General features: G+C 51.5%; 12 protein-coding genes. All 12 read left to right on the top strand.

Annotated elements, in window-relative coordinates; genetic code table 11:
• The first annotated feature begins 4 nt into the window (after nucleotides 1–4).
• The gene (locus tag N6P30_RS06350) at nucleotides 5–1,423 is read left to right on the top strand and encodes a serine/threonine protein kinase (RefSeq protein ID WP_023293790.1); all 1,419 of its coding nucleotides are present in this window, start codon (nucleotides 5–7) and stop codon (nucleotides 1,421–1,423) included.
• Nucleotides 1,424–2,129: 706 nt separating this feature from the next.
• Nucleotides 2,130–4,058 (top strand): type VI secretion system Vgr family protein, encoded by a 1,929-nt coding sequence (locus tag N6P30_RS06345; RefSeq protein ID WP_154827293.1) that lies wholly within the window; start codon nucleotides 2,130–2,132, stop codon nucleotides 4,056–4,058.
• 11 nt (nucleotides 4,059–4,069) lie between these two features.
• A complete protein-coding gene (locus tag N6P30_RS06340; protein WP_008503526.1) occupies nucleotides 4,070–4,864 on the top strand; it encodes a DcrB-related protein in 795 nt (264 codons plus the stop codon).
• Nucleotides 4,865–4,866: 2 nt separating this feature from the next.
• Nucleotides 4,867–6,129 carry a polymorphic toxin type 46 domain-containing protein gene (locus tag N6P30_RS06335; RefSeq protein WP_023293788.1) on the top strand — a complete coding sequence of 421 codons (1,263 nt, stop codon included), beginning with the start codon at nucleotides 4,867–4,869 and terminating at the stop codon, nucleotides 6,127–6,129.
• Nucleotides 6,122–6,502 (top strand): immunity protein Tsi6 family protein, encoded by a 381-nt coding sequence (locus N6P30_RS06330; RefSeq protein WP_008503524.1) that lies wholly within the window; start codon nucleotides 6,122–6,124, stop codon nucleotides 6,500–6,502. Before N6P30_RS06335 ends, N6P30_RS06330 begins: the two co-directional genes overlap by 8 nt.
• 36 nt (nucleotides 6,503–6,538) lie before the next feature.
• Nucleotides 6,539–7,639, top strand: a complete 1,101-nt coding sequence (tri1, locus tag N6P30_RS06325) for an ADP-ribosylarginine hydrolase Tri1 (protein WP_032664088.1) — start codon at nucleotides 6,539–6,541, stop codon at nucleotides 7,637–7,639.
• Nucleotides 7,640–8,003: 364 nt separating this feature from the next.
• The gene (locus N6P30_RS06320) at nucleotides 8,004–8,441 is read left to right on the top strand and encodes a hypothetical protein (RefSeq protein WP_225828859.1); all 438 of its coding nucleotides are present in this window, start codon (nucleotides 8,004–8,006) and stop codon (nucleotides 8,439–8,441) included.
• Nucleotides 8,442–8,500: 59 nt separating this feature from the next.
• Nucleotides 8,501–10,423, top strand: coding sequence for a type VI secretion system Vgr family protein (locus tag N6P30_RS06315; protein WP_260629935.1), 1,923 nt, complete (start codon nucleotides 8,501–8,503; stop codon nucleotides 10,421–10,423).
• Complete coding sequence (locus N6P30_RS06310; protein ID WP_072207184.1) at nucleotides 10,416–10,913, top strand: hypothetical protein; 498 nt, start codon at nucleotides 10,416–10,418, stop codon at nucleotides 10,911–10,913. The genes N6P30_RS06315 and N6P30_RS06310 overlap by 8 nt, the downstream gene beginning before the upstream one ends.
• A gap of 75 nt (nucleotides 10,914–10,988) precedes the next feature.
• Nucleotides 10,989–11,543: a hypothetical protein gene (locus N6P30_RS06305; RefSeq protein WP_225828833.1), complete on the top strand. Its 555-nt coding sequence runs from the start codon at nucleotides 10,989–10,991 to the stop codon at nucleotides 11,541–11,543.
• Between the two features lie 3 nt (nucleotides 11,544–11,546).
• Nucleotides 11,547–12,623 carry a hypothetical protein gene (locus N6P30_RS06300; RefSeq protein ID WP_023292180.1) on the top strand — a complete coding sequence of 359 codons (1,077 nt, stop codon included), beginning with the start codon at nucleotides 11,547–11,549 and terminating at the stop codon, nucleotides 12,621–12,623.
• 75 nt (nucleotides 12,624–12,698) lie between these two features.
• The gene (locus N6P30_RS06295) at nucleotides 12,699–13,139 is read left to right on the top strand and encodes a DcrB-related protein (RefSeq protein ID WP_023292181.1); all 441 of its coding nucleotides are present in this window, start codon (nucleotides 12,699–12,701) and stop codon (nucleotides 13,137–13,139) included.
• Nucleotide 13,140: the final 1 nt, after the last annotated feature.

Here is a 13,140-nt window from a genome sequence, read left to right as displayed (position 1 = left end):
AAAGATGACGGATAATGATAACAATCGGACTGTCCCAAACGCGCTCCCGGTCGGGTACCGCTTCAACGAGTTTGAAATCAAAGAGGTGATCGGCGGCGGCGGTTTTGGCATTGTCTATCGCGCGTGGGATCACCAGCTCGAACGCACTATCGCTATCAAAGAATTTATGCCTTCCTCGCTCGCCGTACGCGGCGACGACATGACCCTGGTGCTCCGCAGCGAGCGCTTTGGCAAAGCGTTCTCCGCGGGCCTGAACAGCTTCATTCAGGAAGCGCGTCTGCTGGCGCGCTTTAACCACCCGAACCTGCTGCACGTCCTGCGCTTCTGGGTGCAAAACGACACGGCCTATATGGGGACGCTGTTTTACAGCGGCACCACGCTGTCACGCCTGCGTGAAGAAAAGCCGGAGCTGATCAACGAAGCCTGGATCCGCCGCACGCTGCCGATGCTGTTCGGTGCGATCAAGACCATCCACGACGAAGGCTACCTGCACCGCGACATCTCTCTGGATAACATCCAGATCCAGGATAACGGCCTGCCGGTGCTGCTCGATTTCGGCTCCGCGCGCCGCACGATTGGCAACCTCTCCGACGAAACGGAAACCATGCTGCGCCCGGGCTTTGCGCCGATCGAGCAGTACACCGACGACAACGAAAGCGAGCAGGGCCCGTGGACGGACATTTACGCCCTCGGCGCCGTGCTGCGTACCCTGATTGTGGGTTCTCCGCCGCCGGTCAGCGTGGTGCGTTCTATTCAGGATACCTGCAAACCGCTGGTGGAAATCATGCCGCAGGGCTATTCCATTCCGCTGCTGCAGGCCATTGACCGCGCGCTGGCGCTGCACATGGAAGACCGTCCGCAGTCCATCGACGAGTTCGCCGCGCTGATAGAGATGCCGGTCGCGGGTATCAACGATGTGCTGACGGCGAAAAAGCCCGGCACCATGCTGGTACCGGTGGAGGAAGAACAGCCGGCGTCGCTGCTCGACTGGCGTCGCTACAGGATCCCGGGCATGGTTGCCGCAGGCGTGCTGGTCGGCGTTGTCGCTGGCGCGATGCTGTTTAGCGGCGGCAAAGATGCGCCAGAGCAGGCTGCGCAGGCACCGGCAGAGACGCGTCCAACCGAAACCGCCGCGAACGCCCCAGACGTGAAGCCAGAAACGGCGAAGGTGGGCGAACCGGCGACGGCACAGCAGACGCCACCGCCTGCCGCGAGCCCTGTTGCGCTGGTCTATATCCGCATCCTCGACGGCGAAACGCTGAAAGTAAACGGCGAGCCAAAAGCGCTGCGCCCGGGAACCAACGGCTATGCATCGCTCAAGCTGCCAGCCGGTGAGGCGAAGATTGAACTGCAGGGCAACGGAAGAACGCGTGGCCAGACGCTGGATATTGCCAAGCCGGGCACCTGGCTGGTGAATCCGTAGGAATATAAACAGGGGAGACTATGGAAGTGTACGATCTTTGAAGTCTTAGGCTTCATTCAAAGGAGTACGAGAAGATTGTCTCTCCTGTTTGTGCGTTTTGAATTTATTCCTAACCCGGAGGGTTGAGTTGAAGCCAATATGTGCTCCCCCATTTTTTTAAATAACAATAACGGGCGTACACAAAACAAGCTCGCTCATTTAAATAGCCATCTATGGTATTTCTGGGGAGGTATGGATCTTCTCGCAATATTGCTTTATTGCGTGAATTCAGTTCGCCAGCACAGAATTCCATTCATTTCTGACGCAAAAGTGTTTAGTGATTCGTTGCATTATTATGCAGGTGATGGTTTCAGCATTTTGGTCATGCTTTTTTTTGTGCTTGACTTACTTTTATTACTCTCATTGTGTACTTCGGCCTGTTTATTCTTCAAGCGAAAGATCGGAGCGGTTAAACTTGCCCTCGCTCAGGAATTATTTCGCTTGATTTCATTCAGATGTTCGGTCTCATTGTTCCCTCTTTTAGTAAGTATGTTTGATTTTTCAAACATCTGGTTGAATGTAGGTTTATTTGTCACATCAGAGTCACTGAAAATCTACTCTCTTGTTTTTTGGATGATCAAGAGGGAAAAGCCCCTTTCTTGAATGACGCTTTATCACAGATGCGAACCCCTTTTCTGCATCGCATAAGCTAGATGGAATAAAGATTATGCTCAACCGAATTACCGTTCAGCTCCCGGTGGAGGGGCTTCTGTTCTGGAAACTGACGGGCCGCGAGGCGATGTCCGAATCGTTCGCGCTGACGCTGACCGTGCTCGGCACGGACGCACGCATTGACCGCAGTAAGCTGCTGGGCCAGCCGGTCACGGTGACCATCCCGACGCAGAGCCTGCTGACGTCCCGCTATATTAACGGCAAGATTACCCGCGTGGCGGTCAGCGCCGTTGAGCTGACGGGCACCCGCTATGCGGTGTACCAGCTGACGGTGGAGCCGGACCTGTGGCCGATGAAGCGCGACCGTAACCTGCGTATTTTCCAGGGTCAGACGGTGCCGCAGATTGTGAAAACCCTGCTGGGTGAGCATCAGGTCAACGTTGAGGACAAACTCACCGGCAGCTACCGGGTGTGGGACTACTGCGTGCAGTATCAGGAGTCGAGCCTGGACTTCATCAGCCGCCTGATGGAGCTGGAGGGGATTGCGTATCACTTCCGCCATGAGGCGGACAAGCACACCCTGGTGCTGACCGACGCCGCCACGCAGTACCAGCCGTTCAGCGGCTATGAGGTCATTCCCTACCACCAGACGCCGTCAGGCGGCAGTACGGATGAAGAGGGCATCAGCCAGTGGGCGTTGGAGGACAGCGTGACGCCGGGGATTTACAGCCTCGATGACTATGACTTCCGCAAGCCGAACGCGTGGCTGTTCCAGGCCCAGCAGAACCCGGCATCGCCGACGCCGGGCAGCATCGACGTGTACGACTGGCCGGGTCGCTTTGTGGACAAGGGGCACGGGGAGTTTTATGCCCGCATCCGTCAGGAGCGCTGGCAGGTGGAGCATCAGCAGATTCAGGCCACCGCGACGGCGGCGGGGATTGCGCCCGGTCACACCTTCACCTTAACCAACGCGCCGTTCTTCAGCGACAACGGGGAGTATCTGGTGACGGCGGCGGGTTACCACCTCGAAGAGAACCGCTACGCCAGCGGCGAGGGGGAAACCATACACCGGACCGATTTCACGGTCATCCCGTCGGCGGTGGTGTACCGTCCGGCGCAGACCACGGCGTGGCCGCGCACCTACGGCCCGCAGACGGCGAAAGTGGTGGGGCCGAGCGGGGAAAGTATCTGGACGGACAAATACGGTCGGGTGAAGGTGAAGTTCCACTGGGACCGTCTGGCGAAGGGCGATGACACCAGCTCCTGCTGGGTGCGCGTGTCGAGCGCGTGGGCGGGCCAGGGCTACGGCGGGGTGCAAATCCCGCGCGTGGGCGATGAGGTGGTGGTGGACTTTATCAACGGCGATCCGGACCGTCCGATCATTACCGGTCGCGTGTACAACGACGCGAGCATGCCGCCGTGGGCGCTGCCAGCTGCGGCGACGCAGATGGGCTTTATGAGCCGCACGAAAGACGGTTCCGTGGACAACGCCAACGCCCTGCGGTTTGAGGATAAAGCGGGCGCAGAGCAGGTATGGATCCAGGCCGAGCGCAATCTTGATATTAACGTCAAAAACGACGAAACACATTCTACTGAAAAAAATCGAACCCAGTTTGTTGGCGAAGATGAAACCTTACGGGTAGCGAAAAATCAGAAATCAGGGATTAAAGGCGATGTGGTATGCCTGACGGGGAACAGTCGAAACGATAAAGTCGTTAATAATTTTATACTTTCCGCAGGAAATACGCTGAGACTGGAATGTGGTGAAAGCGCCATCGAGCTATCAAAAGACGGCAGCGTCCATATCATTGGTAATAACTTTAACTTTACTGCGAAACAGAATGCGCAAATTAATACGCTTTCTGGCGAATTACATTTGAACCCTGATGATGGACAAAATGTCATCGATCCGCCTGGCGCATCCCTTCAGGGTGAAATCCAGCAGGAAGTGGATAGTTTTTTTGTTATTAATGGCAATAAGTAAGAGTAACCCGAATGGCTGAATATATTCTTCAGGAAGCATCCCTTGCCTTACCCGATGTATTTAAAGACAGAACCATGAATTTATTTACCCTGAGTGATAACGGAGCCAGCGAGTTTACTTTTGTTGTTTCTCGTGCGAGTGCTAAAAACGAAGATAAAGTCCATGATGCGGCAACTCGTTTGGTACGTGAACTGGAAATTACGGTGCCCGACTTTCGTCTCGAATCCTCGCAGATGACCTCTGTTGATGGTCTCCCGGCGGTTGAGCTTTTTTATCAATTCAAAAATGATAATGCGATCATTTTCCAGAGGCAGACCGTTATTTTGCTCGGTGACCATCCTGGCGGCCAAAAGATGGTGTGTTATATCGGTACTTGCCCGGGCGAGTTTAGCGATTATTATCATAATCAATATCAGGAAATTATCCGCAGTATTAAGTTCCACAAACCGGCTCAGACTGAAACTAGAGAAATGCTCGCTGCCGACAGCCAGGGGCCATTTTTTGCGCTTGATAGTGAGAGTAAGGAATTGAGTGTCTTTGAAAACATTCAGGAACTGTATGGACATCTTTCGCTTCAGCGGGCGAAAGAGGGGCAATATTTGCTTTTTGAAAAACAGGGTAAACCACTCAGTATTGCACCCGTTCCGGGGAGCCAACCCCTTCGTTACGCGCTGTGGACGACTTTCGCAGACAAATCACATCACCTACTTTCACAGCTTTCCGTATGCCGCCAGGTGTCTGGTTCTGACCCGCTTGATACAGCCGACCGGATCCGTAAGTATCTGATGGCACAGCGAGCCGAATAGCCATGTCCGAATGTCAGGCTGCTCGCGTAGATGATGAGATTGCACATACAGCCTCAAAAGGCTGGATGATTGCAGGATTGGTGGGCGGGGCCATTCTGGGCGCAGCTGCCGTTGTCGTCACCGGAGGGACCGCGCTGGTTGCTGTTTCTGCCGTTGCGGCTGGGGCATGCGCTGCGGGTGGGTTGGGTGAGCTCCTCGGCAGTATGTCATGGGCTCCACGCCATACTACCGGTACGCTAAAAGAAGGTTCACCCAATGTTTTTATCAACAGCCGAAAGGCGATCCGCGCTCACCTGTCAGCCGGAGAGTGTGATGAGCACAGCGGTAGCCTGCAACGGGTTGCGGAAGGTTCGATAAAAGTTTACATCAACAACTTTCCCGCCTCTCGCACAGGCGATAAATTGACATGCAGCGCTGAGATTAGTCAGGGATCGCGTAATGTTATTATCGGTGGAAGCAAAGTTCAGACCGATGAAATAAGTCCTGAAATCCCGGAATGGGTGAACTGGACGATGCTCGCCGTTGGTGCCGGAGCCATGGCGGTGCTGGCCAGTCCGGCAATCGCACTTCTGAGTACCCTCGGTGCGATGGGCGGTGGGACAGTCGGTAGTTATGCGGGGGGAATGCTGTTTGGCGAAGGTAGCGACGGTCAGAAATGGGGGATGCTGATCGGCTCGGTTATTGGCGGCGGGGCTGGCATGAAAGGCGGGGCAAGGTTTGATGCGTGGCGGGCTGGTAAGCCTGTTCTCGAACCGGTTAAGCCAAATATTTCGGCCCGAAGAGCTGAACTTAATGAAAAATTTGGACGCACGGGCGATCTTAATAGAGATATTAATATCCGTGCAAATCAAAAAATTGTTGATAATTTTATGCGTTCTCAGGGTGTTGAAGAAAGTAAAATACCAGCTTATCGCAGCGGTATAGATCTTGAACAGAGAGTGACAATTGAAACAATCAATAAAGGCAAAATAGCTTATCAGAATCAATCCCCAGGGAATTGGCAAGGAAACTGGTATTCTCTTGACGAATCGACCCCTGCCACAAAACTAGGCATTAACCCAGAGGGACAGGTCAGGGATACGGGGTTAATTGTTCCTAAAGAAGTAAAAGCTTATCAAGCGCAACAAAAAGTTGAGATGCTTCGAAGTAGTGCCACACCAGCCTTGGACACCTGGTCTGTACCAGACAAACCTTTCCAGACAGAAGGCGGTGGGATACAATGGTTTACCACTAAGCGTGATATTTGGACTCCATATAATGAATAACATGACAGCTCTAAATTATGTTGAAAAAGCATTAACTTTAGCAGAAAAGAGATATGCTGAGGTAAAACATCTCAACCCCCACTCCCCACTTTTACAAATGTACGATTCTATTGTACAACAATTAATATTTCTACGGGATTTAATCGAAGGCAAGGAAAAGGATAAAGCAAAATTATGGAAAATGACTTTCGGTATGTATGCAGCAAAGGAGTTTGATAATTCTGATGAGTTGTTTTTTGAAAGGTTGTCGGATGCCTGGTTTATTGTGGATCAAATCCGCCGAGGGTTAAAGGTTAGACTGCCGCATGAGGTTGATGCCAATTACAAAATGAAACAACATAATCTTAAAATGAAATATCCTGGTGAATTTTAGGCTTTGATATTAAAAATATTTTATTATGGGTGAATGGTGATAGACTTACATGCTAATTTGAATGTATTGTTAAAATATGTAGATATATATCGTAAGTACTTACCTGTTAGCAGTCTTTCAGTCCAGCAGAAGATGCAGTATAAATATAATGATAAACTATTAGAATCATCTTTTGATTGCGATGCACAAAAACAATGGGACTTAACACCATCATGTAACATCTCACTCGCGGAATCGCGAGATCGTGCTGTTGGTGCGCTTATTGGTCTTGCTGTTGGAGATGCTGTAGGGACGACGCTCGAATTTTTACCTCGTGACAAAGCACACGTCAAAGATATGACAGGTGGTGGGCCATTTCGACTTCGCGCCGGCGAATGGACGGATGATACATCCATGGCATTATGTCTTGCGGAAACGCTTCTTGAGAAAGGTGATGCTGATACTACCTGCTTCAGGAATAAGCTTTTGGCAAGGTATCAGCATGGTTATAACAGTTCAAATGGCATCTGTTTTGATATAGGAAATACAACTCGGTTTGCTTTAGAGCAATATTTAACAATTGGCCCGGGATGGAGCGGCAATACTGCGGCAGAAACTGCAGGTAATGCTTCCATTATCAGACAAGCCCCTGTCTCTATTTTTTTTAGAAAGTCATTAAGCAAAGCGTTTTATGAAGCTAAAAAACAGAGTATCGCAACACACGGTGCCGCGGAAGTAATAAATAGCACACAGTATTTAAGTTATTTGCTTGTGCATATGATTAACGGTAGCAATAAAGATTTTGTTTTTTCTCCGCACGTTATGCCGCTTCAGCCACGCGTAATGATTATCAACGCGGGTGAATATAAGCAAAAAACTCGCAATCAGATTCGTTCAAGTGGTTATGTTATAGATACGCTTGAGGCCGCGATGTGGTCGGTATGGAATACGGATAATTTCCGCGAGGCAATTCTACTGGCCGCCAATCTTGCCGATGACGCTGACAGCGTTGCGGCGACGGCGGGACAAATAGCTGGAGCATTATATGGTTATTCCGGTATTCCGCAGGAGTGGAAAAACAAACTCGTGCAGCACGAACGTATCGCCAAAATGGCAGGTGAACTGTTCGATAGAGCTCCAGAGGATAATTTCTTATAATTATATTAGTCATATGGCACGGGTATTGTACCGTGCCTCTTTCTTTGTCTGTCCCTAATGGTTTGTTAGTTAAAAGCGTCCCGGCGTGTCAAAAATTGGACAATACAGATTCTTCGAGAAGAGAACATGTGGTGACCATGGTTTGTGGATAAATAAAATTATATTGAGTTGGGTTGAATTAATGGCATCACTGATATAGTCAATCAGCGGTTTGGGCCAATATTACGCCTGATACCAAAATCTCTCGCCGCGTTAAGCTGTATCTTGTTGTTTTATGGTATTTGGTTTGGAAAAGGAGTGTGATGCGAAGTGAGATGACGACACGACAATACCTGGAGAACAACATGTATAAATGTGGTACGTTATGATTCAATGGCTTTTCTTTATTCTCTTTATGATGTGGACACTAGCGCTTATCTGGAATGGAAAAGACTTATTCAGTAAAAAACAATGGCTCCTTGCTGGGTTGATGTTCGTTCTGGTGCTAGTGGCTACGGTTGTTATTGGTTTTACGTTGAAATGGCTCGCTCAGTCAATGTCATTATTCTCCGTCGCAACGGCGAAACACTATTCGATTATCTTTTCCATGTCTTTCCTGTGCGTATGGGGACTAAAAGTTACCGTTGTGCTGCTCTGCACGATCTTTTCCGGGATTATAAGGGGGCACAAAAAATACAATGCTGAAAATTATGAAGCAATATCGTCTATAACACGCGTCGTTGCGCCTTGCTTACTTATCGTTGCTAAAAGCGTAGTTTCCCTGGGGAGCGTCCTTATGTTTTCAGGTTTATGGCTTAAATAAGCACGATTTAAAAAATATCTCAATGAACACCGAGATTAGTCCATAGTGGAATAAAGATTATGCTCAACCGAATTACCGTTCAGCTCCCGGTGGAGGGGCTTCTGTTCTGGAAACTGACGGGCCGCGAGGCGATGTCCGAATCGTTCGCGCTGACGCTGACCGTGCTCGGCACGGACGCACGCATTGACCGCAGTAAGCTGCTGGGCCAGCCGGTCACGGTGACCATCCCGACGCAGAGCCTGCTGACGTCCCGCTATATTAACGGCAAGATTACCCGCGTGGCGGTCAGCGCCGTTGAGCTGACGGGCACCCGCTATGCGGTGTACCAGCTGACGGTGGAGCCGGACCTGTGGCCGATGAAGCGCGACCGTAACCTGCGTATTTTCCAGGGTCAGACGGTGCCGCAGATTGTGAAAACCCTGCTGGGTGAGCATCAGGTCAACGTTGAGGACAAACTCACCGGCAGCTACCGGGTGTGGGACTACTGCGTGCAGTATCAGGAGTCGAGCCTGGACTTCATCAGCCGCCTGATGGAGCTGGAGGGGATTGCGTATCACTTCCGCCATGAGGCGGACAAGCACACCCTGGTGCTGACCGACGCCGCCACGCAGTACCAGCCGTTCAGCGGCTATGAGGTCATTCCCTACCACCAGACGCCGTCAGGCGGCAGTACGGATGAAGAGGGCATCAGCCAGTGGGCGTTGGAGGACAGCGTGACGCCGGGGATTTACAGCCTCGATGACTATGACTTCCGCAAGCCGAACGCGTGGCTGTTCCAGGCCCAGCAGAACCCGGCATCGCCGACGCCGGGCAGCATCGACGTGTACGACTGGCCGGGTCGCTTTGTGGACAAGGGGCACGGGGAGTTTTATGCCCGCATCCGTCAGGAGCGCTGGCAGGTGGAGCATCAGCAGATTCAGGCCACCGCGACGGCGGCGGGGATTGCGCCCGGTCACACCTTCACCTTAACCAACGCGCCGTTCTTCAGCGACAACGGGGAGTATCTGGTGACGGCGGCGGGTTACCACCTCGAAGAGAACCGCTACGCCAGCGGCGAGGGGGAAACCATACACCGGACCGATTTCACGGTCATCCCGTCGGCGGTGGTGTACCGTCCGGCGCAGACCACGGCGTGGCCGCGCACCTACGGCCCGCAGACGGCGAAAGTGGTGGGGCCGAGCGGGGAAAGTATCTGGACGGACAAATACGGCCGCGTGAAGGTGAAGTTCCACTGGGACCGTCTGGCGAAGGGCGATGACACCAGCTCCTGCTGGGTGCGCGTGTCGAGCGCGTGGGCGGGCCAGGGCTACGGCGGGGTGCAGATCCCGCGCGTGGGCGATGAGGTGGTGGTGGACTTTATCAACGGCGACCCGGACCGTCCGATCATTACCGGTCGCGTGTACAACGACGCGAGCATGCCGCCGTGGGCGCTGCCGGCTGCGGCGACGCAGATGGGCTTTATGAGCCGCACAAAAGACGGTTCCGTGGACAATGCCAACGCCCTGCAGTTTGAGGATAAAGCGGGTGCAGAGCAGGTGTGGATCCAGGCCGAGCGTAACATGGACACCAGCGTTAAAAATGATGAAACGCACAGCGTCGGCGGAGCGCGCAGCCATTACGTGAAGAAAAATGAACTGCATCGCGTGGAAGCGAATCAGACCCAGGCTGTGAAAGGTGGCACCGAGATCCTGACGGGGAAAGGCAAGCTGGATGCGGCGGTGGAGCAGTACGTTATCGCTTCCGGGACGAAGCTGCGGCTGGTCTCCGGTGAGAGCGCCATTGAACTCAACGCGAACGGCAAGATTAACCTGATCGGCAAAGAGTTTAACTTCTTTGTCGAGGGGGATGGGTATATCACTACGGGCGGTAAGCTGCATCTGAACACGTCGGGAACCAAGCCGGGCACGACGGCGCCGGGATCGGGGCATAAAGGGGATATTGATGCGGCGGTGCAGGCGAAATTTACGCCAAAAGATGAGTAAGGCCGGTGCGGTACTTATCGCATTATTAACGACGGGAATGGCTGAAGGAGACGCTCAGAAAAAGGATCTTTGGATGTTCATTTCCGGGATGAGCGCATCGCTTAAGACGTTATCCGTTACAACCCTTAGTAATGCGCCGTTATCGTTTAAGATGACCAGGCAAAATGAATATATCAATTTCTACAATGCCGACGATATCAAACTCGCTGATGGGACGAACATAACCGCAATTGAGTTACGTTTAAGCAAAGATAACGACGGCATGGCGCCTTTACTGAATTTTTCACCTTCCTCAGGTCAATGCATAACGCTTGATACCGTTAAAAAGCGCTATCCGCAGTTGAGGTTAACTGATTCTCCGCGCGGCCGTTCGGAGAACGAAGTGACCAGCTATACAGCCCGAAAAGATATGAATGGACAAAAGGTGAGCTTCAGTTTCACCGTGAAAAATCCTCACTGTCTGGGTTCAGTCGTCATTAGCGCAGACTAAGAAATACTGCACTCATGTCCTGGCGGTTTCTTCTGGATGATAATTGCAATACACATTCAATAAATGACGATTAACGTGAAAAAACACACGCCGACATTTCTTTTTTCTGCCCTGATGTTTACCTGTCTCGGCAGCAATGTGGTTTTGGCTCAGGTGATGCCTCCCGTTCTGACAAAACGGGATTTTTCTGTGCAGATCAAAGACCAGCCTGTCGCATTGGGCGACCGATGGTCTCCTGATAGTGCCGGTAAAATTGATGTGCCGTGGGAAGGCAACTTTGTCGGTGAGGTTCCTTTTGACGGAACGAACTATAAATTCTACCAGCATCAAAGGGCTGGGTTAGAAATATTCAGTTCCAATCTCTGGTGGGATAAAGCTGAACGAAGCGTTGATGATTATATCGTGTCGCAGATTACGCTGACTGCCGAAGACTTCGCAACGCCGCGGGGTGTCCATGTGGGTTCAACAACCAGAGAGCTGAACAACGCATACGGCAATGGCCTTGTTGAAAATGATTCAGGGACCCAGTGGGTTTCCTATGCGTTGGGTAAAAAAGTACTCTCTTTTGAGATGAATGGCGGCAACGTTGTGAAAATAACAATGAATTACGATAATGGTTCTTCAGAGTAAATTATGTCCAATAAACTTTTAGCATCCGCATTGTGCGCGGCTTTATTGGCTGGCGTCGTTGAAACCTCTACGGCACTTGAATTATCGCAGTACAATAAGCTCGATACGGTAAGTCGCATCGTTAATGATAGCGAAGTGACGGACATTCTCAGGAAAACGCTGGGAAATCATTACCAGGCCTTTATTGATAACTTTGATGTCTTCGGTGAACCGCATACCACTCCAGGTGGAGGATTGTTTGTTGAGGGCTGGCTAAAGGATCTCTACCAGGAAAATGCCTCAGCGCTGGTTATCAATCCTGACGGCAAAATCTTCGCGGCCTGGGTGGTTCCAGAATCAAACGTTATCCATTACCAGTCATCTGATAATAGTCAGCCGATTAATGCCGATATTCAGCAATGGGCCGCCAGGTTCAATACGATGCAGTTTGCAGCGAACAGCCAATCGAGACCTGCGTTTGACGGGGTTTGGGCAGGCGGGGTTGGCAACGACTCGACGTTAACCCTGCAGTTAGCTGAATCAGGCAACCGTATCACCGGGTCTTATTGCTATATCTCCCAGAGAGGAAACCGCATCGACTGCCCGGAAGATGATGAGCGAAATCTTAGCGGTACGATCGCGGGAAACCGTGCGAACGTTGAGTTCAACTCATCGTTTGGCGGCGCAGGCGGACGGGCTGTTCTGGAAATAAAGGGGAGTGAGATGGAATGGCGTTTAGTTACTCCTCCTCAAAAAGGAAATTATTATGCTCCGCAGCGTTATACGTTACGTAAAGCCGCTTCGGTTCAAAACGCTGAAACCAGAAAACTGGACACCGAAAGGTTCGCTATTTCTCTTATAAATAAGTGCGGTCATTTTGATAGCGAATGTGATCAGATGGTCTATCTCGGCGTGCGCAAAAGCGATAACAGTACGATCTCCTTAAGGGGAAAAACGTTGCACGACTCCGCAGGTAAAATAATCGGCTCAACCTACAAGAATGGCGAGATCGCTTATACCGTGACGTATGCACCCGTGAAATTGGTTGTCAGCAAAGGCAGCCATGTTTTAGTCGAACAATCAGGTCAATGGCGTAAATAATAAAACAGCCAGCCAAAGGGCCAACATGGATTGGCCTTTTTGTTTCTCTCAATATTAATCATCCCGAGTTAACTTATGAAATACACCCTCCAGGAAGGTTCATTTTCCCTTTTTCCTGCTGCCTGGCAGGATAACAGCATGAACATTATTCGCGATGACGAAAGCGGGCTGTCCGTGGTGGTCAGCCGCGGCGTGATTCCCGATGGCAGCGACTACGAACAAGAGTTTCACCGCCAGTGGGATGTGTTGCGTCCTCAGATGGGTGAGATCGCCCAGAGCGAATTCCGGAACGTAAACGCCGGGCCTGACGGAAAAATTAACGGGCTGGAAGTTGAGACCACGTTTGACCGTAACGGACAGCGCCTGTGGCAAAAACAGCTGGCCGTGCAGACGCCGGGCAAACCGATATTGATGATTTTTACCCTCTCGGCATTAAGAGCCTTTACCGAAGAGGACGAGGTGCGCTGGAGCGCGCTTAAGCAGAGTCTGACGCTAAACGACAACCGGAATGTGTAAG

This window comes from Enterobacter sp. PL1, from assembly GCF_945957325.1.
Classification (GTDB): domain Bacteria; phylum Pseudomonadota; class Gammaproteobacteria; order Enterobacterales; family Enterobacteriaceae; genus Enterobacter; species Enterobacter roggenkampii.
The sequence above is the reverse complement of the archived record's forward strand: the minus strand, read 5'-3'. Positions and strand labels throughout refer to the sequence as shown.